At 44.0% G+C, this 24,520-nt stretch carries 24 protein-coding genes and 2 tRNA genes; 16 read left to right on the top strand and 10 right to left on the bottom strand.

Going from position 1 to position 24,520, the window contains the following annotated elements:
* Positions 1–876 carry a 4-(cytidine 5'-diphospho)-2-C-methyl-D-erythritol kinase gene (ispE, locus tag MOX91_RS02810; protein ID WP_370396555.1) on the bottom strand — a complete coding sequence of 292 codons (876 nt, stop codon included), beginning with the start codon at positions 874–876 and terminating at the stop codon, positions 1–3.
* Positions 877–919: 43 nt separating this feature from the next.
* On the opposite strand from ispE, the gene pyrF reads away from it, so the two are divergent.
* Genes pyrF through MOX91_RS02785 form a run of 5 tightly spaced genes read left to right on the top strand, consistent with a single transcriptional unit; the run spans position 920 to position 3,860 of the window.
* Positions 920–1,624, top strand: a complete 705-nt coding sequence (gene pyrF, locus MOX91_RS02805; RefSeq protein WP_370396554.1) for an orotidine-5'-phosphate decarboxylase — start codon at positions 920–922, stop codon at positions 1,622–1,624.
* Positions 1,614–2,327: a 2-C-methyl-D-erythritol 4-phosphate cytidylyltransferase gene (gene ispD, locus MOX91_RS02800; RefSeq protein ID WP_370396553.1), complete on the top strand. Its 714-nt coding sequence runs from the start codon at positions 1,614–1,616 to the stop codon at positions 2,325–2,327. The genes pyrF and ispD overlap by 11 nt, the downstream gene beginning before the upstream one ends.
* Complete coding sequence (ispF, locus tag MOX91_RS02795) at positions 2,324–2,806, top strand: 2-C-methyl-D-erythritol 2,4-cyclodiphosphate synthase (protein ID WP_370396552.1); 483 nt, start codon at positions 2,324–2,326, stop codon at positions 2,804–2,806. The genes ispD and ispF overlap by 4 nt, the downstream gene beginning before the upstream one ends.
* A gap of 2 nt (positions 2,807–2,808) precedes the next feature.
* Positions 2,809–3,117 (top strand): hypothetical protein, encoded by a 309-nt coding sequence (locus tag MOX91_RS02790; RefSeq protein ID WP_370396551.1) that lies wholly within the window; start codon positions 2,809–2,811, stop codon positions 3,115–3,117.
* Positions 3,114–3,860, top strand: a complete 747-nt coding sequence (locus MOX91_RS02785; protein ID WP_370396550.1) for a TlyA family RNA methyltransferase — start codon at positions 3,114–3,116, stop codon at positions 3,858–3,860. Before MOX91_RS02790 ends, MOX91_RS02785 begins: the two co-directional genes overlap by 4 nt.
* Here the strand turns inward: MOX91_RS02785 and MOX91_RS02780 are convergent.
* From MOX91_RS02780 to MOX91_RS02750, 7 genes are all read right to left on the bottom strand, one after another.
* Complete coding sequence (locus tag MOX91_RS02780) at positions 3,857–4,657, bottom strand: hypothetical protein (RefSeq protein ID WP_370396549.1); 801 nt, start codon at positions 4,655–4,657, stop codon at positions 3,857–3,859. The genes MOX91_RS02785 and MOX91_RS02780 overlap by 4 nt on opposite strands.
* Before the next feature lie 821 nt (positions 4,658–5,478).
* Complete coding sequence (gene tsaE / locus MOX91_RS02775; RefSeq protein ID WP_370396548.1) at positions 5,479–5,919, bottom strand: tRNA (adenosine(37)-N6)-threonylcarbamoyltransferase complex ATPase subunit type 1 TsaE; 441 nt, start codon at positions 5,917–5,919, stop codon at positions 5,479–5,481.
* A gap of 69 nt (positions 5,920–5,988) precedes the next feature.
* On the bottom strand, positions 5,989–7,170 hold the full coding sequence (locus MOX91_RS02770; RefSeq protein WP_370396547.1) for a pyridoxal phosphate-dependent aminotransferase: 1,182 nt from the start codon (positions 7,168–7,170) through the stop codon (positions 5,989–5,991).
* 436 nt (positions 7,171–7,606) lie between these two features.
* Positions 7,607–7,945, bottom strand: coding sequence for a histone H1-like repetitive region-containing protein (locus MOX91_RS02765; protein ID WP_370396546.1), 339 nt, complete (start codon positions 7,943–7,945; stop codon positions 7,607–7,609).
* 553 nt (positions 7,946–8,498) lie between these two features.
* Positions 8,499–9,032 carry a phosphoribosyltransferase gene (locus MOX91_RS02760; RefSeq protein ID WP_370396545.1) on the bottom strand — a complete coding sequence of 178 codons (534 nt, stop codon included), beginning with the start codon at positions 9,030–9,032 and terminating at the stop codon, positions 8,499–8,501.
* Positions 9,033–9,098: 66 nt separating this feature from the next.
* Positions 9,099–10,646, bottom strand: coding sequence for a sialate O-acetylesterase (locus MOX91_RS02755; RefSeq protein WP_370396544.1), 1,548 nt, complete (start codon positions 10,644–10,646; stop codon positions 9,099–9,101).
* 313 nt (positions 10,647–10,959) lie between these two features.
* Complete coding sequence (locus MOX91_RS02750; protein ID WP_370396543.1) at positions 10,960–12,339, bottom strand: sugar porter family MFS transporter; 1,380 nt, start codon at positions 12,337–12,339, stop codon at positions 10,960–10,962.
* Between the two features lie 115 nt (positions 12,340–12,454).
* Between MOX91_RS02750 and MOX91_RS02745 the strand changes: the two genes are divergently transcribed.
* The gene (locus MOX91_RS02745) at positions 12,455–12,895 is read left to right on the top strand and encodes a 23S rRNA (pseudouridine(1915)-N(3))-methyltransferase RlmH (RefSeq protein ID WP_370396542.1); all 441 of its coding nucleotides are present in this window, start codon (positions 12,455–12,457) and stop codon (positions 12,893–12,895) included.
* 45 nt (positions 12,896–12,940) lie between these two features.
* On the opposite strand, the gene rdgB is transcribed toward MOX91_RS02745, so the two are convergent.
* Positions 12,941–14,551: an RdgB/HAM1 family non-canonical purine NTP pyrophosphatase gene (rdgB, locus tag MOX91_RS02740; protein WP_370396541.1), complete on the bottom strand. Its 1,611-nt coding sequence runs from the start codon at positions 14,549–14,551 to the stop codon at positions 12,941–12,943.
* Positions 14,552–14,664: 113 nt separating this feature from the next.
* Here rdgB and MOX91_RS02735 point away from each other — a divergent pair, with 113 nt between their 5' ends.
* The 6 genes from MOX91_RS02735 to MOX91_RS02710 all read left to right on the top strand — a co-directional run bounded on the left by MOX91_RS02735 (position 14,665) and on the right by MOX91_RS02710 (position 18,386).
* Complete coding sequence (locus MOX91_RS02735) at positions 14,665–14,865, top strand: hypothetical protein (RefSeq protein WP_370396540.1); 201 nt, start codon at positions 14,665–14,667, stop codon at positions 14,863–14,865.
* A gap of 97 nt (positions 14,866–14,962) precedes the next feature.
* A tRNA-Glu gene (locus MOX91_RS02730) sits at positions 14,963–15,039 on the top strand.
* A 737-nt stretch (positions 15,040–15,776) separates the two neighbouring features.
* A tRNA-Thr gene (locus tag MOX91_RS02725) sits at positions 15,777–15,849 on the top strand.
* Positions 15,850–16,034: 185 nt separating this feature from the next.
* Positions 16,035–16,922 (top strand): glycosyltransferase family 8 protein, encoded by an 888-nt coding sequence (locus MOX91_RS02720; protein WP_370396539.1) that lies wholly within the window; start codon positions 16,035–16,037, stop codon positions 16,920–16,922.
* Between the two features lie 53 nt (positions 16,923–16,975).
* Positions 16,976–17,488: an acyltransferase gene (locus tag MOX91_RS02715; protein ID WP_370396538.1), complete on the top strand. Its 513-nt coding sequence runs from the start codon at positions 16,976–16,978 to the stop codon at positions 17,486–17,488.
* Between the two features lie 28 nt (positions 17,489–17,516).
* Positions 17,517–18,386, top strand: a complete 870-nt coding sequence (locus MOX91_RS02710; RefSeq protein WP_370396537.1) for a polysaccharide pyruvyl transferase family protein — start codon at positions 17,517–17,519, stop codon at positions 18,384–18,386.
* Between the two features lie 102 nt (positions 18,387–18,488).
* Here MOX91_RS02710 and nhaD read toward each other — a convergent pair whose 3' ends face one another.
* Positions 18,489–19,907 carry a sodium:proton antiporter NhaD gene (gene nhaD, locus MOX91_RS02705; RefSeq protein ID WP_370396536.1) on the bottom strand — a complete coding sequence of 473 codons (1,419 nt, stop codon included), beginning with the start codon at positions 19,905–19,907 and terminating at the stop codon, positions 18,489–18,491.
* Positions 19,908–20,113: 206 nt separating this feature from the next.
* Here nhaD and kdsB point away from each other — a divergent pair, with 206 nt between their 5' ends.
* From kdsB to MOX91_RS02685, 4 genes are read left to right on the top strand one after another with little or no spacing between them, the layout of a single operon-like run.
* Positions 20,114–21,181: a 3-deoxy-manno-octulosonate cytidylyltransferase gene (gene kdsB / locus MOX91_RS02700; protein ID WP_370396535.1), complete on the top strand. Its 1,068-nt coding sequence runs from the start codon at positions 20,114–20,116 to the stop codon at positions 21,179–21,181.
* 4 nt (positions 21,182–21,185) lie between these two features.
* Positions 21,186–22,154, top strand: coding sequence for a KpsF/GutQ family sugar-phosphate isomerase (locus MOX91_RS02695; protein ID WP_370396534.1), 969 nt, complete (start codon positions 21,186–21,188; stop codon positions 22,152–22,154).
* 3 nt (positions 22,155–22,157) lie between these two features.
* Entirely contained in the window at positions 22,158–22,727 is a 570-nt protein-coding gene (locus MOX91_RS02690; RefSeq protein WP_370396533.1) for a class I SAM-dependent methyltransferase, read from the top strand.
* Positions 22,724–24,502, top strand: a complete 1,779-nt coding sequence (locus MOX91_RS02685) for a SulP family inorganic anion transporter (protein WP_370396532.1) — start codon at positions 22,724–22,726, stop codon at positions 24,500–24,502. The genes MOX91_RS02690 and MOX91_RS02685 overlap by 4 nt, the downstream gene beginning before the upstream one ends.
* Positions 24,503–24,520: the final 18 nt, after the last annotated feature.

The raw sequence follows: 24,520 nt of genomic DNA, 5'->3' as shown, positions 1-24,520 counted from the left end.
TTAAGCCTCCGTGATAAAACAGCTTTCGCCAAGCCTTTTTTTAATTGCGTCTTTCAGGCTCTGCAAAGCGTCGGGTTGCAAATTGTTGACCACCGCAAAGCACGCGCTGCCCGATCCGCTCATGAGACAGGGCAGATTGTACTCGTTGCGGATAAAATTCAAAACAGCCTCCAATGCGGGGAACTTTTCAAAAGCGGGAATTTGCATATTGTTAACAAGCGGCAGATTTTCAATCTCGGGATTTTTTATCCACGACAAAAGCGCATCTTCCGCCTCTTGTTCTGAAATATACATCTTGCCCGACTCTTTCATGGTTTTGTACGCCCAACCCGTATTTATGGAAAAGTTCGGCTTGAATATCAAAAGTTTCAAAGACGCAATCAAATTTTGCGCGTTTTCGGGCAAGTCTTCAAGAAGCTCCCCTCTGCCGCGCATGACAACAGGTTTTCCCCTCAAAAACAGGGGGCAGTCTGAACCGATGAGAGCAGAAAGCCTTTCAAGCTCTCCATTAGAGAGCGGATAGCCACAAATTTGATTTAACGCCAAAAGAGCAGTTGCCGCGTTTGACGACCCCCCACCAAGCCCCGCCCCGTGCGGAACTTTCTTGACCAAATTGAATTTGAAAAAGCGGTTCATCATCGTCGCCCGCCTGAAAACCGCCGCCGCTTTCATAACCAAATTTGACTCGTCGCAAGGCACGCCCTCCAAATTGCATTCGATTGAATCCTCGCCCGCCTCTTCGATAAAAAGCTCGTCGCCAAAGCGCGTCGGAGCGACAAGGCTGACAAGATTATGAAATCCATCGGGACGGACTCCCGTAATCGTAAGCATGTAATTTACTTTGCACGGGCTGAAAAATGATGTCTGGTATGTCATTTGGTTTGAAAAATAAAAACATTTGTGCCAAATTTTAACCCATATGTCAAAACAATGTAAATTAATTCTCGCCCTCGACCTTCCCGACAAGGAAAGCGCGCTCGATATGCTAAAAAAGCTGCAAGGCTCGCTCGAATGGGTTAAAATCGGGCTTCAAATGTATTTGAAATACGGCGCGGACTTCGTGCGCCAAGTCGGCGAAATGGGCTTTAAAGTCTTTTTGGATTTAAAATTATACGATATTCCAAACACAGTGGCTTCCGCCGTAAAAAGCCTTGAAGGGCTTCCCGTTTCAATGCTCACAATCCACACAAGCGGAGGGGCTGAAATGATGAAAGCGGCCTTGAACGCCGCAAAAGAAACAAACAAGGAAATGCAAATTTTGGGGGTTACAGTCCTAACTTCCTTTGACGAAGACTCAATGCGGGCAACGGGCTTTGACAGGACTCTGTCCGAACAAGTTTTAAAACTTGCAAAGCTCGCCGAAGAATCGGGGCTTTCAGGGCTTGTGTGCTCTCCGCTTGAAATCGAACTTCTGCGCAAAAATTTAAAAAGCGAAATGGATTTAATCACCCCCGGCATAAGACCCGCCGGAAGCGACTCAAACGAGCAAAAGCGCATTATGACGCCGTCGCTTGCCGCAAAGACAGGTTCAAGCTACATCGTTGTCGGCAGACCCATATTAAAGGCGGAAAATCCCGCCGAAGCCGCAAAAGCAATCATAAAAGAACTAAAAGATGCAAAATAATTCCGCAATATTGCTCGCCGCAGGCGGCGGCTCGCGAATGAGAGGCTCCGTAAAGGACAAAACCTTAGCCCCTCTCTTAGGCAAACCCGTATTGTACCACAGCGCGGAAGCCTTTATTGAAAGCGGCGTTGTAAGCGAGATTATTTTTGTATGCCGCGACGATGAACAAATTGCGCAAATAAAAACACACCTTGCGCCCATCTTAAAAAAAATCGCCCATACATTTACATACGGCGGCGCGGAAAGGCAGGACAGCGTTTTAAACGGGTTGCTGAAAACTTCTGAAAAATCCGAAAATGTTTTTATCCACGACTCCGCGCGTCCTTTGGTCGGTTCCGACAACATAAAAAAGCTAAGCGAAGCCCTGAAAAGCGACTCCTGCGCAGTGTTGGCGGCAAAAGTGGTAGATACAATAAAAAAGCTCGACAAAAATCCGAACGAGTTGAGAAACAGGGAGCTTATCGACCTTGAACGCCCGCTGCTTTGGGCAATGCAAACCCCGCAGGCGTTCAAAAGAAGCATAATTTTGGACTGCTACCAAAAAGTTAACTCGTCGGGCGCAAAAATAACCGACGACGTTGCCGCGGCAGTAAAGTCGGGATACAAAATAACGATTGTCGAAAACATTTATCCAAACCCCAAAATCACGGTGCCCGAAGACTTGGCAATGGTTGAATTTTTAAAATCAAAAGGAAAAATATGAGCAAATTCAGAGTTGGCTACGGCTATGACGTGCATCAGCTTGTGGAAGGCAGAAAATGCATAATTGGCGGAGTTGAAATCCCCAACAAAGTAGGGCCTCTCGGACATTCCGACGCCGACGTATTAAGCCACGCAATCGCTGACGCCATTTTGGGCGCGGCGGCATTGCCCGACATCGGGCACTTCTTTCCGAATACTTCAAAAGAGTGCGAAGGCATGGACAGCCAAGATATTTTAAGGCGCGCAGTCGCCGAAATCGAAAAACTCGGCTACAAGCTCGTAAACATCGATTCGTCTTTGATTGCGGAAACGCCGAAACTTTCCCCGCATCTTGCCGATATAAAAAGGACGCTTGCAAAAACGTTGGGGATTGCCCCCGAAGACGTCGGCGTAAAGGCTACCACGAATGAAAAAATGGGCTGGATTGGCAGAAAGGAAGGCTTGGCGGCGCACGCGGTATGCCTTATTGAAAAGGCTTAAAAATGATTATTGACGTAAACAAAATCCGCTCGCGGACAAAGACGAAAATCATGGACCGTCCGAAGTCGGGCATTTTCATTTCCCGATTTAACAAAAAAAGCCCGACGGCGAAACTTTCGGAAAGATTTTCAACCTTGTTTGGCGCGCTGATTTTAATCGCCATAACCATTGGCGGCGCGTACTTGATTTGGACGCTCGTAAAGCAATCTTCGCGCTACATTGAAATTCAGGCGGATAAATCGAACGCCGAAACCGCGCCTTACGACAAGTCGGCAACATACGAAATCACCTACAAGCCTTCGCAAAAATGAAGCGCGCCGACGAACTTCTTGCGGAACTTAAACTGGTTGAAAGCCGCTCAAAAGCCCGCGCCTTGATTGAGGAAGGCAAAGTAAAGGTATGCGGAAAAATCATCGACAAGCCCTCGCGAAAAATTCCTGACGACTCCGAAATCGAAATAATTAAAGACGCGAACACTTTAAAATACGTTTCGCGCGCGGGGCTGAAAATAGAGGCTTTCTTGGACGCCTTCAAAATAGACCCGTCGGAACTTGACATAATCGACATTGGAGCTTCCACGGGCGGATTTACCGACTGCCTTTTGCAACGGGGCGCAAAATACGCGGCTTGCGTTGACGTGGGGGTAAACCAGCTTCACGAAAAGATAAAGTCCGACCCGCGCGTAAAAAATCTTGAAAAGACAGACGCACGCAACCTTTCATCTGAAATTTTAGACGACAAAACATTCGACATACTCTGCGCCGACCTATCTTTCATTTCCCTTGAAAAAGTGATACCAAGCGTCTGGCAATTCCTAAAAGACGGCGGGATAGCAATATTTCTTGTAAAGCCGCAATTTGAAACCCTGCCCGAATTTTTGCGCCGAACAAAAGGCATAATAAAAGACGCGGAAATCCAGCAGAACGCCCTTCAAAAGATAAAGAAGTTTCTAAAAGAAAATTACCCGAACTCGCAATATATCGGCGATATACCCTCGCCCATCAAAGGCGGAGACGGCAATGTGGAATTTGTTTTGGGCGTGAAGAAGTTTTAGTGGCGAAAAGTATAATATTTTTCTTCTGAACAATATTGGTTCAAATATAACAACGAAGAAAAAGAAAAAAGTGAAAACGAAAAAAGAAAATCACAATTTAAAAATCTTTCAAATAACCCCGGCAAGAAATAAGTAATTGGCGAAGTCAAAACAAGATATACGCATTTACGAACATAGTGAATTTTGCATTTATAAATGTCGTATTGCAAAAGCATCGTAAATAATAATAACTCGATAAGACAAATGATTATTATAACCATCTTTGCATTAGTTGTGTAAAAATATTTGCTACATATTTCATTAGTTTCAAAGCATAAAAGAATATTAAAAAAAGGTTGCAACATAGCCGAAATACAAAGCATATAATGCTTAAACGGCAAAGTGTATTTGCGTTTTTTATAAAAAGTTTCGGGGTCGCGTGCGGCAAACAACACATACAACAAAAATGGGAGCGGCATAAGCCACATTAAATACCCCAAATAAAGCCCATCCAAAACCGCACTTGATATTGGATAAACCAAAAAGAAAATTGCGCCAATTATACTCTTAATAAAGACGTTCATTTTATACATCATCAAGTCCCCGATAATGCAAAAAGAACAAAAAAATATTAGGCTGCCCAACAAAAAATAATTCGCAGTAAAAGAAAGATTTGGTGGCAAAAACTTACACCAAAGAATGCTTATTACAATGCAAGCAGATACAGAAGAAACCGCGCAAACGCGCAAGCCCAAAATGCTTTCCTTTGCCATTTTTATTGAATTTTCCAGAACTGGAATTTTTACTGAATTTTCCACAACTTGAAATTTTCTGAAATTAATCTATTTGCGAAGATACAAATACTTTTTTTCTTCGCAAGTTTCCGCAATATAAAAATAAGGCAAAAACGCAAAAATCAGCGGAATGATTGGAATAAAAAATAAAAGTACTGAAATCGTTATCGGCGAAAGAAAAATTATATAAAAAAATTTTTTTAATTTACCCATCTTGCATTTCACAATATCCATGCAAAACAAAACATAACACAAAAGCGACATAACAAAAGCAAGCAATACAGAAATCATTTCCGCTTCCGACTTGCCGCATAAGCACGGGATAAAAATATTGGAAAAAAATACCGTTAAAAGCGGCATTAAAACTCCGCACGCGCAAAGCATATTGCGCTTAAAAGAGAACTCAAAATTGCGCTTTTCATAAAACAATTCAGGATTCCGCGCAACAAAATGTACATATAAAACCATCGGAAATGGCGCAATTAAATACAAAAATTTCAAATTAAAACAAATCGAGACGCCAAAAAAAACGGGATACCATAAGACAAAAATTAAAAACAGTAAATTTTTTGCACACGCTTTTATTTTAAGCAGACTTAAATCGCAAATTGTACAAATAGTATAAAAAGAAAGAAAGTTTCCCAAAAGAAAATAATTCGCAAAATATGTTTTTTCACTCGATAAATGCGCAAATGAAAGCAGATAAAATACAGCGCACACAAATACCGAAAATACCGCGCAAACGCGCAAGCCCAAAATGCTTTCCTTTGCCATTTTTATTGAATTTTCCATAGCTTAATTTTTACTTAAATTATAGAAATTTAAGAAATTAAGACAAGAAAATTCTATCGGGCGACCAACTTCAAAAGCCTCGTGTCGGGCTCTTCGTGATTGGGAGAGGAAATTTCAATCCAAATAGTGTCGTCAGGCAGGGCATCGGCAATGATTTGCGGCCATTCGACGCATATCAAGCGAGGTTCAGGGACAAGCTCGTCAATCAGCAGATTTTCGTAATCGTCCGAAGATTTGAGCCTGTAAGCGTCTATATGCACAAAGTTTGCGCCGTTTTCCGAATATGTGAGGCAAACGTTGTAAGACGGGCTTTTTACGGAAGCAGTTATGCCCAAGCCCCGCGCCAAGCCCTTTGCGAAAGTTGTCTTGCCTGCCCCCAAGTCTCCGACAAGCGCAATGACCGCCTGCGGGCAGGCTTTTGCAATGCGCTCTGCAAGTTCCGCAGTTTCGCGCGCGCTTTTGCAAACAATTCCGCTTTTCAATTCTTCAATCATTAAAAGAAATAAAAAAGGCGATTTTAAATTTCGCAATCCAAAACCGCCCAAAAATGTTTTTAAATGATTTTAAAGCTTCGAGCAAAAACGCGCAAGGCGTTCCAATCCCTTTTCAATTGTTTCTTCGCTTACGGCGTAGCTAAACCTTATGTTCGGTTCAGAGCCAAAAGCAGAGCCGGGAACAACCGCGACAAGCTCTTCATCCAACAACTTGGAGCAAAAATCGACAGACCCCATTCCAAAAGAAGAGATATTCGGGAATACATAAAACGCGCCTTTCGGGCGGCGGCATGAAATTCCCTTTATGGAGTTAAGCCCGTTATAGAACATCAGGCGGCGGCGGTCAAAGGCGACAAGCATTTTTTCGAGAGCTTCTTTCGCCAAATCGGGACGCTTCATTGCCTCCAATGCGCCGTACTGTGCAAATGTCGTTGCGTTAGAGCAAGTCTGGCTTTGCAGTTTTGCAACCGCTTTTGCAATGTCGTCGGGAGCGCAGATTGTGCCAAGCCTCCAGCCCGTCATCGCGTAAGACTTGCTGAAACCCGCAGTTATTATGACGCGGCTTTGCGCGTCTTCAGAAATGCTTGCGGGGCTTACCGCTTCAACTCCGTCATAGACCAAGCTTTCATAAATCTCGTCCGACAAAATATAAATATCGTGCTTTGCGGCAAAATCGACAATCGCCTTCAACTCTTCGCGGGTATAAACTGCGCCTGTCGGGTTTGACGGGCTTGTTAAGATTACCATCTTGGTTTTTTCCGTCAGCGCAGTTTCGAGAATTGCGGGAGTAATTTTGAAGTCGCTTTCATCGCCCGCATAGACAAAGACAGGCTTGCCGCCCGCAAGCTTCACCATTTCGGGATAGCTCACCCAATAAGGAGCGGGAATTATGACTTCGTCGTTCGGGGAAATCGCCGCCATAATTGCAAGGTAGCAGGAGAATTTTCCGCCGGGGCTTACAATTATGTTTGAAAAATCAATGTTTTTTAAGCCTTTTTTGCCGATGTAATAATCCGCCAGAGCAGTGCGCAACTCCAAAAGACCGGGAGCCGGAATATATTTTGTCTTGCCTTCCGCAAGAGCTTTCACGCAAGCGTCCTTTATGAACTGCGGAGTATCGAAATCGGGTTCGCCCGCGCCAAAGCCGCAAACATCTTTGCCTGCCGCTTTCAATGCCTTCGCCTTCGCGTCAACTGCCAAAGTCGGCGACGGAGATATGTTTAATGCCCATGTTGAGAGTCTGTTTTCCATAGCTTAAAAAAACGCGATTATATGAAAGCAAAATCCATAAAATTGCAAACAATTATTGTATGTTTTTTCAGCCGCCGCAAAAATTGAAAGAAATCTGCATTCCTAAGAGAAAGTGCTTCCGCTTAAAGAAAATCCGAAATTCAATAAAAACACAATGCGGCGCAATAAAAAATGGGCGCGCAATATTTCCCTCTGCCCAATTTTTTGATTTGCGCACTGAAAAATTACCGCCGTCTTGAAAAAAACGGCAAGAACGCCATAAAAACGAAGATTTTTACAAAAAACGCTCCGCAACAAAACACCTTGCCACTTCAAAAGCCAAACGGGAATGATTGCCATAAAAACGGAATTATCAGCGGACGCCGTTTAACGCGCCGCCGACAATCCATTAAAAAGATAAAACAAAGCGTCTTGCAAAAATCAGCCGATAAGCGAATTACTTTTTGCAGGCGCACTTTTTCGCGCAGGCTTTTTTTGCCACTGCCTTCTTTGCAGGTGCTTTCTTGGCTGCGACTTTCTTTGCAGGAGCCTTTATCGCCGCTTTTTTGGCAGGAGCTTTTTTGGCAACCGCTTTCTTTGCGGGTGCTTTTGCCGCAACAGTTTTCTTTACAACCGCCTTTTTCGCAGGAGCCTTCTTTACGGCTGTCTTTTTAGCGGGAGCTTTCTTTGCCACCGCTTTTTTAGCGGGAGCCTTGGTTGCCGCAACTTTTTTTGTCGCCACTTTTTTTGCCACTGCCTTCTTTGCAGGCGTTTTTACTGCTTTTTTTACTGCCATAATATTTTGTTTTTGGATTTTTTACGAACCGATACCGCCTTGCCGCACATGCGGAAAAACGCGCTCTTCAAAAGAGCCGTACCGATAAAAATTTTCATTTCTTGCAAAAAATTCTTCAAATTCAAAAAAAGGCTTTAACACCGACGCAAAAAAACCGCCCATCGAAAAATTTTCGAGAAAGCATGACCTGCGGATTTTTTCCGCACAAAAAACAATAATTGATAAGGGCGATTTTTCCAAAATATTTTGCTCGGAGATCGGGGTTAATTCTTGTCGAAAAAATTTTTTAAGCGAGATTTCAATCAAATAAAAATATCAACGCCGTAAAAATAACTTCGATGGAATTGATTATTTTAACATTGAAAAAAAATGCAATAAAAAATTGATGCAAAATCTCTTTTGTAAAAATTTTTTTAACTTGCGAAAAATTTATGCGCAACTTGCAAAACACACTTTCAAAAAATTTTGCGCAAATAAAAATTTCTTTCCCCCAAAAAAAATGCGCGCAAAAAAACTTTGCGCGCAATGCCCAGATTTGCCGAATATAAAAAAGTCAGTAGTCAAAAGCCATTATGTCGGGCAAATCGCGATACTCCCCCGCAATGTCCAGCCCGAACCCGAACACATACTTGTCGGGGATTTCAAAGCCTTCAAAATCCGGCTTCAAACAGCCTTTGTTTTTCTCCGCCTTGTTGAGCAAAAAGCACGTTTTGACTTCCTCCACTCCGTTTGATTTGAGTTTCGCAATCACGGTTTTTGCGGTAAGCCCCGTATCTAAAATATCATCGACAAGCAAAACCCTTCGGGCTTTTATGTCATTTATGGAATCGTAGATTTTTACATCGCCCGAAGACTCGAACGACTTTCCGTAGCTCGAAACTTTTATCGAACGCATTTTTATGCTCAAATTCATTGCGTTAAAAAGCGCGTCTGCAAAATGGCGCGCGCCTTCCGCAATCCAAACCATTTCGATTTCGCCCAAATCGCAAGAGGCATAGTACTGTCTCACTTTTTCCGCGATTTCCAAAATGCGCGACCTTATGGTTTGGGAATCAAACAAAACACTTGAATTGGGGGGAAGTTTCATATTTGGCATAATATGCATTAAATATAAATTTTTTCAATTCTTTTATGAAGCAAAGGATAAATTTTGCTACTTTTTGAGCGCGCAAAACGGCGCAAGCGGAAGTCCGTCGGCATTGAACACGCTTGCAAGCGGACGCGCCCAGCCTTTGTGCAAGTAGCGGACGCCTTCGATTGCCTCGCCTTTTTTTGCGAAAAGCTCAACCACATTCCCCGACGCTCTTGCAGATTCGGGAGAAATCCAGTTTCCGCCAACCAAGATTTCAAATCCCGAAAGCCCGCTTCTAAAATTCGGCTTTGATTTTTCAAAATCGAAGAATGCCTTTGCGCAATTTGCCGAATACTTTATTTTTGAAAGTTTAGGATAGTATGCATTTGCATTTTTATCCCCATAGGAAAATCTCCTTACGAGGTTTTCCAAACGCACGGCGGGCGACAGCTTGTCCTTCGGATGCACGTCCTTTTCCTCTCCCAAATCAATGTGCACGACCATATGTACATTTTTGAGTTTTTTTGCGACATCTTCCTGCGCCTGACGCGGGCCTATCCAAAAATCCCTGTCCATGCTCGGCAACTGGAAGAAGTAAAACGGCATATTTTCGATCCCCCAATATTTGCGCCAGCAATTTATGAGCTGTTCAAATTTTTCCGCATAATGCTCCGAATGGATTGTGGTGTCGCTTTCGCCCTGATACCACAAAAAGCCCTTTGACGTATAGCCCGCAATCGGGGCAATTTTCGCGTTGTAAAAGATTGACGGGATTGCGGTAAACCTGCCCCTGCCCCACGGTTCGGGCTTCCCCGTCGGCTTTTTAATTTTGCCGACATCTTCTCCGCGCGACTTTGCCTCTTCTACTTCCGCCTTGTATTTGGCGACTTTCTCATTGTAGGCATTCATTGATTTTTGATAGTCGAAATCCTTGTTTTCAGCTTCGTATTTCTCAAGCTGGTCTTTAAATCCACTTACGTTTTTCAAGTCTTCTTTCGCAAGCCATACCGACATAAAGCTGCCTGGAAACGACGTCTCCAAAATGCCGATGGGAGTATCCAAATCGCGCTCCAGATTGCGGGCAAAGTAGAATGCTATCGCGCTCAAATTCTTGCAATTATCGGGCTTGACTTCCACCCATTTTGCATTTTTGGGCAAGTCCTCCTGCGGACTTATGCTCACGGCGTTTGCGGGCATTCTCAAAAATCTGACAGCCCTTATGGATTTCGCGCTCTCGACGGCTTCCGCCACTGCTTCTTTAAGGCATCTTTGCAACTCCCATTGCATATTCGACTGCCCTCCCGCAACCCAGACTTCGCCGACTAACACATTTTTTATTGATTTTGCTAATTTGCCGTTTTCGTAAACGCCCAATACCCTGTTTTCAAAAGACTTTTCAAGAGGCTTTAAATACACAGTCCACTTGCCGTCCTTGTCCGCGGTTGCGGAAGTTTTGACGCCTGCAAAATCGATTTCTATTTTCGCATTCGTCTCCGCCCTGCCCCAGATTTTTACTTTCTCCCCCGACTGCAAAACCATATTGTCGGAAAAGATTTTTGGCATCCAAACATCCGCAAAAACCGCGCTTGCGGCAAACGCAATAGCCATAACAACAGCTGATTTCTTCATATTTTCACTCCTTGTTAAAAATTTTCTTTTAAATATTTTCAAAAAAAAACATTGACATAAAACCCGAATAGTACAGACTGGTACACGAACTTAATAAAATAAGTTTATTTTCAGTAGCAAGTTGGTAAGTAGTATGGGGAGCAATCCGAGAAATCGGGTTGCTCCTTCAGTTTTTGCCAAAGCAAATGCAAAACAACTTCCAAACGCACAAAGCAATTTGAGAAATCGTATTTTCAGTTTTGAAAATCCCAAAACCGCCTCCGAAAATTCTGCGGAGCGCCAATCCCGCCTGCAGCTTAACCCCCATAACATTTTAATTTTTCCCAAATTTCATTTTTTCCCTTACAAGCTCAAGCGGAACACCCTTTGTTTCGGGATAAAACACAAAGACCACCGCGAACTGCACAAGCGTCATTAAGCAAAACAAATAAAACGGAAACGAACCATTAAGACGCACGCCGTCAATGCCAAAATCTGCCCCGTCCAACGCCGCGAGAATAGGAAATACAAGGGCGATTACAGAGCAAAAAACCCAATGCGCCGACGCTCCGAACGACACGCCTTTCGCCCGAACCGAAACGGGGAATATTTCGCTGATGTAAACCCAGATGACGGCACCCTGCGAAACGGCAAAAAACGCGATGTAAATTGAAAGCACATAAACAAGCGCCCACTGCGCCGCCTGCGTCTGCAAAATAAAACCTGCCAAAAACAGCATTAAAGACGTCCCCGCCGCCCCTATCAAAAGAAGCGTTTTTCTGCCGAGCCTGTCTATCAAAAACATGGCAAGCACCGTGAACAAAAGATTTGCGCTTCCCACAACAACCGCCGACAAATTTCCGTCAAGCCCCGCTTTGGCGAAAATGTCGTTTATGTAATAGAGCACGGCGTTGATGCCGGAAAACTGGTTGAAAAAAGAAATCGAAAACGCCAGAAAAACGGGATAGAAAAACGCCTTGCAAAATAAAGATGAATTGCCAAGCCTGCCTGTTTCCTCTATCGATTTTTCAATTTCCAAAACTGTTTCAGACACAAAATCGGGCGAAATGCGCTCCAAAACCGCAACGGCTTCGCTCTTTCTGCCAACCTTCAAAAGCCAGTAAGGCGACCTGCCGACAAAGAAAAGCAAAACCAAAAACAAAAACGCGGGCAAAGCCTCTACGCCAAGCTTTATCCTCCACTCCGTTAAATCGGGATTAAATCCGCAAAGAGAGACAATGTAGTTTGAAAAATACGCAAGCAAAATGCCAAAAACTATGTTGCCCTGAAACGTCGCAACAAATACTCCCCTGAACTTTGCGGGAGCGATTTCGGCAATGTACATCGGCGCAATGACCGAGGCAATGCCAATACCCACTCCTCCCACAAACCTAAAAAAGAGCATGGAATGCCAGCCCCACGCAAACGCGCACCCGAGAGCCGACAATAAAAACAGCGCGCCCGTGATTTTAAGCGAATCGCGCCTGCCGATTTTATCCGCAGGGAAAGACGCAAACGCCGCTCCCAGCATAGTTCCCCAGAGGGCGATTGAAACCGTAAAGCCCTGCCCCCATTCGCTCAAAGCGTAGATTTTTGAAAGCGGCTTCGTGACCCCCGCAATCACCGCCGTGTCAAACCCGAACAACAGCCCCGCAAGGGCTGCAACAACCGCGCTCGCCAAAAGCGCGGAATTCATCTTGATGGTATTTTGCATGTTAAACAAATTGGTATATATGCAAAATCAATGTATTAAATAATAAGCAAAATTAAAGAAAAAATTTCATATTTTTTTGTCGCCAAATTTGCGGGCGGAAAAATACTTAAAAGACATGCTGAAAATCATCGCCATAGGAAAAATGAAAAACAAGCCCCTCGAAGAGCTTGCAAACGAATACCGCAAACGGCTTTCAAAATACGACAAACTTGAAATCGCCGAACTGAAAGACGCGAGCGTCGAAAAGGAAGGCGAAAAAATACTCGAAGTTCTAAAAGGCGCAAAGGGGAAAATCTACGCGATGGCAGAAGAAGGAAAAACCATGTCTTCAGAAGAGTTTTCGGAAATGCTCGAAAAAGACCTGATGGCAAGCGGCTCTTCCATATTTATAATAGGAGGCCCGTATGGGCTTTCCAAAGAAGTAAAAGAAGCCGCCCACTGCCTGTTTTCGCTTTCAAAAATGACATTCACGCACGAATGGGCGCGAACAATACTTCTCGAACAGCTTTACAGGGCAAAATCAATCTCCGCAGGCTCGGGCTACCACCACAAATGAAAATCCGCAAAACAAGATTGCGGTCTTTCAAATCCGAAACAAAACCTATTGAGTTTTTAAGAATTTTATAAGCTCTTTAAGGGCGCGGGCTCTGTGGCTTATTTCGTTTTTGCAAGCCTCGGGAAGCTCCGCGGTGGTCATTCCCTCGGGAAGCTCGAATAATGGGTCGTATCCAAAGCCGTTTTTGCCTTTCGCCCCGTGGTTTATGAAACCTTCAACCCTGCCCTCAAAACTTTTCCTTTCGCCATTTGGACATACCAACGCCAAAACGCACACAAAGCGCGCGGAACGTTCGCCGTCGGGAATATTTTCAAGAGCTTTCAACAGCTTTTCGTTGTTCGCCTTGTCCGCGCCTTCGCCCTTGACGCCCGCATACCTTGCGGAATGTATGCCCGGATTTCCGCCGAGCGCGTCAACCACGATTCCGCTGTCGTCAGCCAAAACATAGGCATCGGCAGGGGCGATTTTTTTGAGGGCGTCAGCCTTGATAAACGCATTGCCCTCAAACGTATCGGCATTTTCATCGCATTCGGGCATTCCGCCGATTTCGTCCGCGCCGCCCACATCGCAATCCACGCCCCACTCTTCAAACATCGCCTTGATTTCCTTTACTTTGTGGGCATTCGACGTGGCTATAAAGATTTTCTTTCCGCTTGAAACCTCGACTTTCGCGCCAGCAAATTCATCGTCGGGCTTCGACTGCAAAATTCTAGTCTGCAACGCGGGAACAAGATCGGTAAATTCGCCGTCTCCCCCCGTTTTCAATGCGGAATAAACCGCGCCCATTCTGGCGTCGAGATAGTCGAGCATCGAAACAAAAACAGCTTCAGGCGTCGCCGCAACTGCCGCCGCGCCCCATTGCAGTTCGCCTTGGTGGCTCAATATGATATGCTCCAAACGCCCGGTCAAGTCTTCGTTCAGTTTGCATTTTAACGCCGCCTTGCGGACTATCCTGAAACCAAGCACCACATGGCCCTGCAAAATGCCGATTTTCGTCTTTTCAGTCGCAAGCCCCTGCGAATACTCTATAGTCTTGCCGATATCGTGCAACACGGCTCCTGCAATCGCCAAAGACGGATTTACAAAAGGATACATCGGCAATAGCTTCACTGCAAGACGCGCCAGATGAAGCGAATGCTCCAAAAGCCCGCAGACATAAGCATGGTGCATTTTTATCGCCGCAGTGCTTCTGAAAAAAACCTCCCCGACATCGTTTAGCGCATACTTAACCGTCTCGCGGACATCGGGATTTGGGATTTTTTCGATAATGGAAAAAAGTTCTGCGCGCATTGCATCGGCATTTTCGGGCGCGACTTCCACAAGCTCGCCCAAAAGAGACTGCAACTCTTCCTCCGACAACTTTTCCATTGAGTCGATTTTCGGGCTGAACCTGCCGTTGTAAAAATCGGCAACGCCGAAAATCTTGAAAGCGTCGCCCGCGCTTGCCCTCGTCAATGAGATGTACGCAAGAGAGTCGGCAAAAACCATGAGAGTCATCGACCCCGAATTGTCGGCAAAATCCGCAACGAGAAACTCGCTGCCGTTTTTCGCAAGACGCTTCTGCAAAGACTTCAAAATGGCGCATGCGCAAAACTGCGCGCGGCTTCCCTCGGGCAAAGACTTTATCTCGGAAATTTTTTGAAAATCGGAATTCATATAAGCCAATAAGAATACAAAGGAAAAGAATGGGCAAGTTTAAATATGCCATTTTTGGAGCAATAATAATTATGCGCTTGCATTGAATGAAAAAATTTTGATAAATTAAAATTATGTTTCTAATAAGAGTTTCGCTTTTGGCATTGGCATCCATTATCTTGTCGGGATGCACTTTCACGCTGTCGCCATTGATGATTTTAATGTTCGTGGAAACGCCAATCCAAATTGAAGACGCGGAAGACAAAACATCCGCCCCCGCCGAAACACAAATTGCCTCGGAAGACGCGCAAAACAAAGTTTTCGCAAAGGCATAAAAATTTAGCGATGTGGTTTGTCGAAAAATTTTTTTAAAAATTTTTCTTGCAAAAGCAAAAAGCATTCGTATCGTATATAAGCTTTAAATCGAGCTACGTCCCTATCGTCTAGCCCGGTTAGGACATAAGATTTTCATTCTTACGACCAGGGTTCGAATCCCTGTGGGGACGCCAGCTTGAAAAGCCTGCAAACAAGATGTTTGCGGGCTTTTTTATGTTTGGCAGGAATAGCATAAATTGCATTTGCAATTTACCCAAAGGGCAAGCGAAGCGCAGTGCAATCCCACGACAAATGCCAGTTCAAAAAATTACCGCAGGAAAATGCGGTTTTTTTGTGTTTGGCAGGGATGGCATAAATTGCATTTGCAATTTACCCAAAGAGCAAGCGAAGCGCAGTGCAATCCCACGACAAACGCCAGCTTGAAAAAGAGGTTTGCGAAAGTTAACCTCTTTTTTTTGTTCCAAGGGGATGAGAACCCTTGGGTTCGACGCCGAAGGTGGCGCGAAGCGACAGCCTGAGACGGTGGCTTTTTGCATTCGCAAAAAGAGCCGAGCGTAGCGAGTGCCGAAATGGCGCGGATTTTGTAAAGCAAAATCAATCCGCGAGCACAATCCCCGTGGGGACGCCAGCTTGAAAAATTACCGCAGGAAACTGCGGTTTTTTTGTGTTTGGCAGGGATAGCATAAATTGCAATCGCAATTTACCCGCAAGAGCAAGCTAAGCACAGTGAATTACTGCGGAAAATAGAAGGGCTTAAACTGTCTCCAAAAGGGTAAGACAAAAGAATTGAAAGCGCAAAGAGTCAATTTTCGGGAAAATTCTTGTTTGTTGATTTTTTTCTTGAAATCGAAGAAAAAAAACACATTGTATTTTATCTTTAATTTTAATCGTTTAATGACGGTTTAACACCGCCGAAGTAGCTCAGTTGGTAGAGCAACGCATTCGTAATGCGTGGGTCGTGAGTTCGAGTCTCATCTTCGGCTTTTGTTTTTGAAGCCTGTTTAAGATTTTTCTTGCAGGCTTATTTTTTTGCAAGAATGCGTCCGCGATAATTTTTCATGACCCTAACTATTACAGGACAACTTTTTCGGCGTCTTTTAAAGAAACAAATTGTCTTGAACTTTATTTATAAATCTTTTGAATTTAAAAGGAAAATTATACAATTATTATGGGCAAGATTCCGATAGTTTTCACTTTTGACGACAGAATTATACTTGGGGCGTCTGTCGCAATCAAAAGTCTTTTAAATTCTGCTAAATCGGAAACTTCTTATGATATTTATGTACTGCACAACGGAATTTCAAAGAAGTATCTTGACGCACTTTCTGAAATTGTGCCATCTCCCCACTCCATACAATTTAAGTTTATCGACAAGTCGGTTTTTAAAGGCGTAAAAAAGAACCGAAAATCTTGGACGGAAATCGTATATTACAGAATGATTATTCCCGAAGTCTTGCAAGACTTGGACAAGATAATATACTCGGACGTAGATGTCTTTTTCAAGGACGATTTAACGGAAGCGTTCAATACGGACATTTCAGATTTCCACTGGGCGGGAGTCAGAGCGGAGCGAAACTTGCCAAGTGCCATAGGGCATAAATATTTCCCCGAAAACAAAAACGAATTCATTTTTTGGTCGGGATTCATGCTTATAAACTGCAAAAGATGCAGGGATGAAAAATTTTTCACAAAATGTATGAAAACGGCATTCGATTTCCACGACAAGCTTAAATTTTTCGACCTTGACGTTTTGAACATAGCCTCCGACAAAATTGCGCCGATGCCGTTAAAATATTGCACTTTGGAAGCACTATACGCTCTCGAAAACATTGAAGAATGCAGGGACTTGAAATATTTGAAAAAAGTATATTCCGCCGCAGAACTTGCCGAAGCTAAAAACGCCCCCGCCATAATCCACTACGCGGGGCAGCTCGGCAAACCATGGCATCGGAAAAATCCGCCTTCGTACTACGGCGAAATTTTAAACTCGCTACCTAAAATCCTAAAAAAGCGCACACTCAGAGATTTAAGGAAATTACTTTTTAGTAAAAAATAGACACTTAAAGGATAAAAAATGAGTTTAAAAAAATAAGAAAAAACTTAATTGAGTTGATACCAATAAGAGGTCTTCGGCGCAAATTACATTATAAATATGGATGGTTTCCGGGAAATCATGTTCAACCTAAATGCCAAATTTCAAGTATCAGGAATTTAAAATTAGGAGGAGAAGTATATATAGGCAATAGCAGGCTTTGTTGTGAAGGAGACATTGAAATAGGCTTTAACACTAAAATAGGAGAAGGTTGTTTCTTCCTTTCTACAAACCATAACTATAAATCCGAAACGTACATACCATATGATAATATTGGCTTATTGCAAAAAATATCCATTGGGAAAAATGTATGGATAGGAGCGCGTTCAGTAATATGTCCCGGAGTCCAAATACAAGACGGCGCAATTGTTGCAATGGGTAGTGTTGTTACAAAATCAGTTCCATCGTGTGCCATAGTAGGAGGAAACCCTGCAAAAATAATCGGATATAGAGATAAAGAGATTTTTCAAGACTTGGAAAAAAAAGCAGCTATTATCCCTCTCAATGTATGGAAAAGAGAAAATGGATAAGAATAAACGAATCTAAAAAATTCTTGGAATGACTAAAATTGAAAAAAATATAAAAATAAGCTTTTGCGATATAAATAATTTCGGAGATGCGCTTAACAATCTTATTTTTCGCAATATATTCAATGTAAACCCGATTTGTACTTCCGTAAAAAAATCGGATTTTATCGGTATAGGCTCCGTTTTAGATCAATTATTATACAAAAAGAGAGAGTTTTTATTTTCCATTTTTCCATCATTGAACGATCCGTTAAACATTTTGTCGAGTGGATTCGGCTTTGACTTATACACGCATTTCCGCAAAAAAAAATATCTCTCACCTCTAAAAATAAGAAGAAGAATACACTGCGTCGCACTCCGCGGAGAAAAAACCAAATTCCAACTTGAGAAAATTTTGGGATTAAAGATTGAAAATGTCGTTTTGGGAGATGGAGGGTTGTTGTCTTCCGAAATCGATAATTTCACAAAAACAAAAAAATTCAGTTTGGGAATAATCCCCCATTATGGAGACGCAAAATCTCCCATTTTTCATAAAATTTGCGAATGCAATAAAAACAGCATCATATTAAATACAAACGAATATCCTCCTCTGGAATTTCTGAGAAAAATATCAGAATGTGAAACAATAATATCCACAGCAATGCACCCATTAATTGCGGCAGATTCGCTGAACATTCCTAATTTATGGGCGAGAATATCGGAAGACACAACTTCCTACTACAAATTTGAAGACTATTACTCCGCATTCGGACTAAAAAAAGAACCTTTTAGATTTTGTTGCCAATACAAAAATATCGACAAAATGATTCAGGAAAACTACGATATGCCCTTTAAAAAAATTGAAAATGTAAAAAAATTACTATATACATCAATAAAGAAAAGCATAGATTGCCATTTTTAAGAATATTTGTTTTTACATTTTGCAAAAGGTCAACTGCGAAAGTCATGATAATAAGTATTCCGAATCGATAAACACGCCTTCCGTAGAAAAATCTACTTTTTTTTAAAATATCAGCATTTGAAGCATAAACGTGCCGATTCCCGCAAAGAACCCCAAGAGCGCAATCAATGTTATATTCTTCAAATACCATAGAAAATCTATTTTTTCCAAACCCATCACAACTACGCCCGCCGCCGAGCCTATTATGAGAATGCTGCCTCCCGTTCCCGCGCAGAATGTCAGAAGTTGCCAGAAAGTGCCGTCTTGGACAAAGTGCGACAAATAATCGGGATTTGCCGAAGCCTGAACCATTTCGGGAGAGGCAATCGGATACATTCCCATTGAGGCGGCAACAAGCGGAACATTGTCGAACACCGAAGAAAGCAGTCCGATTATCGTGTTAATCAAATATGTGTTATGCACTTCCTTGTCCAAAAAATTCGCCGCCGAATGCAAAACGCCCACGCTTTCCAACGCCGCAACCGCCATCAAAATCCCCAGGAAAAACAGGATTGTCGGCATGTCTATTTTTGTAAGGATAAAAGGTATTCTGCGCATTCCGTGCGAAACCGTGCGCCTGAACAGATTGTAAATTATTTCGGAAAATATCCAAAGAAAGCCCAAAGAAAGCAATATCCCCATAAACGGAGGCAAGTGCGTGATGGATTTAAAAATGGGAACGAAAATAAGTCCGCCGACGCCGCAAATAAAAATCGAAAGCCTGAACCTGTAAGGCAGATGGTGTTCCGCCTCTTCGTAAGTTTCGACTTTGTCCGGAATTATCCCGCCTTTTATCTTTTTTGAAAGAATTGCAAGAGGAACGAGCAACGACACTAACGACGGCAAGAACAAATGCTCTAAAAGCTTTGCGCTTGTGACGTTTTCGTTAATCCAAAGCATTATAGTCGTGATGTCGCCAATGGGAGACCATGCGCCACCGCTGTTTGCCGCTATTACGACTACCCCGCCGAAAATCCACCTGTCTGTCTGCTCGGGCAAGAGCTTTCTTATGAGCATGACCATTACAATCGAGGTTGTCAAATTGTCCAAAACGGAAGATAGGAAAAAAGACAAAATGCCGACAATCCACAAGAGCTTGCGCTTGTTTTTTGTTGTTATGCGCTTTGTGATTATCGCAAACCCGCCATGCGAATCTATAAGCTCGACAATCGTCATTGCGCACAGCAAAAAGAACAGTATGCTCGCAATGTCCCCCAAGTGGTTTAAAATCTGATAGTTTCCCACAAACGAGTTCACTTGTGATGAAAGGCTGTTCTTTAACGCCTCGGGATGGAGCTTCAAGAAGAAGTCAAAACTTTCCTTGTTGATTTCGACAATCTGCGCATCTCCTATGAAGATGTACATCGTCCACAAAATAACCCCCAAAGTAATCGCTGTTGCCGACTTGTTTATCCTCAACTGATGCTCCATTGCTATGGCAATATAGCCAAGCATAAAAACAACAACCATTAGCGTAATCATATAGCCTAACCCCGTTTAATTAAGAGAATTTAACGAAAAAACAATTTTTTCATTTAAACGTTTGCTTCAAAGCACGTCAAGACAAACTTAATGTTTTTCGCAAAGCGGCGGGCAAACAAAAGTCCCTTAATTCCCATGTTCACAAGTAAAGCATTGACGAGCGTTTGATAAAAAGTTTTAATTTTTGCATAAAATTCTAAAAAAAGATGAAAGGCATCATTATATCCACTTTTCAAATTGCCCTTTGGGCAATTCCCGCCTGCATAGGCATTGCAATGCTCATCCGCGGCAAAGAATCTTACGAAGATTCCTATGTAAATTCCTCTTGGCGGGCAAACGGAATTTCAGAGCGCAAATATATCGCAATCTTCCGCCTTCTTGGAGTTTTGCTGATTGCGGCGGCGGCGACAATTTTTTACTATGTCCATTTGAGCGAAAATATCAGCTTGCCCGACGACGAAAAAGATTTCTGGAACGAAATAGATAAATCTAAAGGCGCAAACGCTATTTTTAAAACCGCGATATTGCTTTCGGGTGCAATCGCAATACCGACCAGAATGGGCTCAACCCGCTTCCCCGGCAAGCCCCTTGCCATGCTCGGCTCAAAGCGGGTGCTTGAACATGTTTACGAAAAATGCCTGTCTTCCAAAAATGCGCAGGGCGTTTTCATTTTGACAGACAGCCCCGAAATCGACGCCTTTTCAAAATCCATCGGCGCAAACTGCATAATGACAAGCCCCGAATGCCAAAACGGCACGGAGCGAATTGTCGAAGCCCTCGAAAAAATCAACGCCGAATTTATCGTCAACGTGCAGGGCGACGAGCCTTTCATTCCTCCAAGTTTGATAGACTCGATTTTTGAAATACGCTCGAGAACGCATTGCGAAATCGCGACAGCAGCAACCCCCATCGCGGATGCGGAAGAGCTTTTCAATCCCAACAACGTAAAAGTTCTCACAAACGCCTCGGGGCAAATCATTTATTTCAGCCGCTCACCCCTGCCCTTCGTGCGCGGGGAAAACGACAAAAACATGTGGCTTAAAAAGCGCAAATACTTGAAGCACATCGGAATTTACGGATATTCAAGGGAAGCCTTGCAAAAATACGCAAAACTGCCAAAAAGCTCGCTTGAAACATGCGAAAGCCTGGAACAGTTGCGCTTCATCGATGCGGGCATACCTATGTCATTGGTTGAAAGCGACTACAAGGTCGTCGGAATCGACACCCCCGAAGACTTGGAAAAAGCCCAAAAGATGCTCGAAGCAAAAATATAAAACAATGAAAACTTTCACAAAAGCCGCAAAGGAAGTCTTAAAAAGCGAAGCCAAGGCAATCGAGGCTCTGTCTGAAAGGCTCGGTTCGGAATTTGAAAAGGCAGTAAACACAATACTAAGCCACAAGGGAAAAATAATAATTTGCGGAGTGGGAAAATCGGGCTGGATTGGCAGAAAAATTGCCGCAACCCTCACAAGCACGGGAACTCCCGCAGTCTTTCTGCACGCATGCGAAGCCGTCCACGGAGACCTCGGCATATACGAGGACGGAGACCCCGCAATACTCATTTCAAACAGCGGGGCGACAAGCGAATGCCTGCGGATTATGCCAGTTTTAAGAAGCTTCGGCTCGACGCTCATCGCGCTTGTCGGCAACCCCGATTCCCCCATGGCGCGCAATGCCGACATAACCCTTGACGCAAGTTTTGAAAGCGAGGGAGACCCCCTCGGCATAGTTCCCACCACTTCCGCCGCCGTCGCGCTTGCCATGGGAGACGCAATAGCCTGCGCATTGATTGATGCAAGGGGCTTTTCAAAAACGGACTTTGCCAAGTTCCACCCCGCGGGGCAACTCGGCAGAAACCTCACCTACAAGGTGTCGGACGTGATGCAAAGTCTTGAAGAATGCCCTCTCGTCTCGAAAGGCGACACAATCCGTCAAACGGTGATTGCAATGACAAAAAAGCCCCTCGGCGCGGCGTGCGTTGTAGATGAAAACCTCGGGCTTCTCGGTCTGATTACCGACGGGGACATACGCAGAATGCTTCAAAACGAAATTGAAATAGATTCCGCAAAGGCGTCCGAAATAATGACGCGTTCCCCGATAACAATAGAACAGAGCGCAAGCCTCGGAGATGCGGTAAGGCTCATGGAAGAACGCAAGTCAAAACTCTCCGTCCTGCCTGTATTAAATTCCGAAAAGAAGCTCGCGGGGTTAATAAGGCTCCACGATATTTACACGCCGCAAGGTTAAAAAATGAATGGCAGAATTTCCGACATTCTAACATTTACATCACGTTTTTTCGCAAAACCGCGATTTACGGGTTCAATACTGCCAAGCTCCCGCTTTTTGGGCAAAAAGATGGCGTCTCTTGCCAAAATAGACCCCGAAAGAATAACCATAGAGCTTGGCCCCGGAACGGGGTCTATAACCGCCCAGCTCATAAATTCAGGGCTCCCGCCAAAAAACCTTTATTGCGTGGAATTCGACCCTAAAATGTGCGAAATTATAAAGCGCAAGTTTCCGGAAATAAACGTGATAAACGCAAGCGCGGAAAATTTGGGAAAGCTGTTTGCAGGAAAATCTTGCAAAATATGCGCAATAGTTTCAAGCCTTCCGCTTTTGAGCCTTCCAAAAAATGTAACCGAAAAAATCTTAAAAGAATCCCAAAGTATTCTTCCGCAAGGCGCGCGCTTCATACAATTTACTTACAATTTAAACCGCGTTCCCGAAGCGGTGGGCTTTACTGAAATGCGCCCCGTGGAATGCGCAAAGGTTTATGCAAACCTGCCCCCCGCAAGAGTTGACGCGTTTGAAAAATTATGATGCGAAATTCCGACATTCCCCAAAAAGTCCTGAAAGGAATTTTGAACACAAAAGGCGGAATTTCTCCGTTTCCGATTGCGAAAGTCTTGCGCAAATACACCAAGGAAAAAGCCGTCGGCGACTTGCGCGCGGGCATAAGCGTTGCGATGCTCTCTTTTTCAATGAGCATTGCATACGCGATGATTGCGGGGCTTCCCATAAGCTACGGGCTTTTCGGTTGCATTGTCGCGGCCTTTGTCTCGCTCGTGTTTTCATCGTCGAGATTTATAATGTTCGGTCCTAGCAACGCGTCGGCAATAATGCTTATGAGCGCGTTCGCCTCGCTCGGGCTTGCCGATGAAAACCAACGCGTTGCGGCGGTGGCGGCGATAGTCATATTGGTCGGAGCATTCTTGATATTCGCGAGTATTTTCAAGATTACGAACTTCGTGCGATATGTATCCCGAACAGTGGTTACGGGCTACATATCGGCGGGCGCGCTCCTAATAATGTCAAACCAGATAAAAAGCGCGCTTGGCATAACCACGATTGAAAACCCTTCGGGAAAATTCGTGGAAGGAACAATCCAAACATTTCGGCATATCCAAGACGCGAACTGGCAGGCAATCGCGCTCGCCTTAATTGCGATAGCAACGCTTTTTGCCTGCAAAAAATTTTTTAAACGCCTGCCTGCGCAGGCAGTGGCATTGATTGCGACATCGGTTTTGTGCGCAATGCTAAAAGACACCCTCGACATAAATGTAGCATATGTAAGCTCGGTAAGCGTTGGTGATTGGAAAGTTTCCATGCCTAATTTCGAGGGTCTTGATTTGAGGGGGCTGATTGTCGCCTCTTTGGCCGTAGCCCTGTTTTGCGTTATAGAATCCACTTCGATAGGCAAGAGCCTCGCGGCAAAAAACGCCGAAAGGCTCAACACAAACCAGGAAATTTTTTCGCTCGGAATGGCAAATCTGTTTGCGGGATTTTTCTCGGGGACGGTTGAATCAGGCTCTCTGACCCGCTCGGCGGCGGGGGCGGACGCGGGCACAAAAACAACCGTCGTCAACTTTTTCAGCGGTCTTTTTATGCTTCTTGGCGTTTTGATTTTCGGCAATTTGATTGGCTATATTCCGCGCCCCGCCCTTTCGGGGGTGATAATCGTGCTTGCTTTCACGCTGTTTAACAAAAGGACGCTGAAACTTGCTCTTTGCAGTACGAAATCCGATACGGCAGTCTTTCTCCTGACTTTTTTCACCGGCATAATAAGCTCGCTTGACGACGCCATTTATGTCGGCGTATGCGCGTCAATACTGCTGTTTTTGAAGAAGGCAAGCTCTCCCGAAGTCATAGAACTCGACATAGGAGACGACGGCAGGGAGAAAAAGAAATCCGACAAGGACAAATCGACTGAAATTTCAATCGTGCACGTAGGCGGCAATCTGTTTTTCGGTGCAAGCGAAGTTTTCCAAGACCAAGTACGCAGAATTTGCGAAACTCCGAATTTGAAAGTTCTGCTTCTAAAACTCGGCAATGCCATAAATTTTGATGCCACGAGCGCGGGAGACATCGCGGAGCTTGCCATACAAATGCAAAGAAGAGGAGGCGTTCTACTGCTTTGCGAAGTACAGCCTGAAATTGCGGGCATACTGAAAAATTCTGGGACTCGAAACATAGTCGGAGCGGAAAATATCTTCGCATACACTCCCGAAAACACCACGCTTTCAACCGCACTTGCGCTCCGCCGCGCAAAAAAATATCTGGACTTGAAAAATTCCGAACTGCAAATTTTGGTATAACTGTACGGCAAAAACTGC

Source organism: Intestinicryptomonas porci (genome assembly GCF_033971905.1).
GTDB classification, from domain to species: domain Bacteria; phylum Verrucomicrobiota; class Verrucomicrobiia; order Opitutales; family Intestinicryptomonadaceae; genus Intestinicryptomonas; species Intestinicryptomonas porci.
This window is presented reverse-complemented; position numbering and strand designations above follow the sequence as displayed.

Coding starts and splice junctions, on each gene's coding strand:
- ispE (WP_370396555.1), bottom strand. CDS start 876: ATGACATACCAGACATCATTTTTCAGCCCGTGCAAAGTAAATTACATG.
- pyrF (WP_370396554.1), top strand. CDS start 920: ATGTCAAAACAATGTAAATTAATTCTCGCCCTCGACCTTCCCGACAAG.
- ispD (WP_370396553.1), top strand. CDS start 1,614: ATGCAAAATAATTCCGCAATATTGCTCGCCGCAGGCGGCGGCTCGCGA.
- ispF (WP_370396552.1), top strand. CDS start 2,324: ATGAGCAAATTCAGAGTTGGCTACGGCTATGACGTGCATCAGCTTGTG.
- MOX91_RS02790 (WP_370396551.1), top strand. CDS start 2,809: ATGATTATTGACGTAAACAAAATCCGCTCGCGGACAAAGACGAAAATC.
- MOX91_RS02785 (WP_370396550.1), top strand. CDS start 3,114: ATGAAGCGCGCCGACGAACTTCTTGCGGAACTTAAACTGGTTGAAAGC.
- tsaE (WP_370396548.1), bottom strand. CDS start 5,919: ATGATTGAAGAATTGAAAAGCGGAATTGTTTGCAAAAGCGCGCGCGAA.
- MOX91_RS02770 (WP_370396547.1), bottom strand. CDS start 7,170: ATGGAAAACAGACTCTCAACATGGGCATTAAACATATCTCCGTCGCCG.
- MOX91_RS02765 (WP_370396546.1), bottom strand. CDS start 7,945: ATGGCAGTAAAAAAAGCAGTAAAAACGCCTGCAAAGAAGGCAGTGGCA.
- MOX91_RS02760 (WP_370396545.1), bottom strand. CDS start 9,032: ATGAAACTTCCCCCCAATTCAAGTGTTTTGTTTGATTCCCAAACCATA.
- MOX91_RS02755 (WP_370396544.1), bottom strand. CDS start 10,646: ATGAAGAAATCAGCTGTTGTTATGGCTATTGCGTTTGCCGCAAGCGCG.
- MOX91_RS02750 (WP_370396543.1), bottom strand. CDS start 12,339: ATGCAAAATACCATCAAGATGAATTCCGCGCTTTTGGCGAGCGCGGTT.
- MOX91_RS02745 (WP_370396542.1), top strand. CDS start 12,455: ATGCTGAAAATCATCGCCATAGGAAAAATGAAAAACAAGCCCCTCGAA.
- rdgB (WP_370396541.1), bottom strand. CDS start 14,551: ATGAATTCCGATTTTCAAAAAATTTCCGAGATAAAGTCTTTGCCCGAG.
- MOX91_RS02735 (WP_370396540.1), top strand. CDS start 14,665: ATGTTTCTAATAAGAGTTTCGCTTTTGGCATTGGCATCCATTATCTTG.
- MOX91_RS02720 (WP_370396539.1), top strand. CDS start 16,035: ATGGGCAAGATTCCGATAGTTTTCACTTTTGACGACAGAATTATACTT.
- MOX91_RS02710 (WP_370396537.1), top strand. CDS start 17,517: ATGACTAAAATTGAAAAAAATATAAAAATAAGCTTTTGCGATATAAAT.
- nhaD (WP_370396536.1), bottom strand. CDS start 19,907: ATGATTACGCTAATGGTTGTTGTTTTTATGCTTGGCTATATTGCCATA.
- kdsB (WP_370396535.1), top strand. CDS start 20,114: ATGAAAGGCATCATTATATCCACTTTTCAAATTGCCCTTTGGGCAATT.
- MOX91_RS02695 (WP_370396534.1), top strand. CDS start 21,186: ATGAAAACTTTCACAAAAGCCGCAAAGGAAGTCTTAAAAAGCGAAGCC.
- MOX91_RS02690 (WP_370396533.1), top strand. CDS start 22,158: ATGAATGGCAGAATTTCCGACATTCTAACATTTACATCACGTTTTTTC.
- MOX91_RS02685 (WP_370396532.1), top strand. CDS start 22,724: ATGATGCGAAATTCCGACATTCCCCAAAAAGTCCTGAAAGGAATTTTG.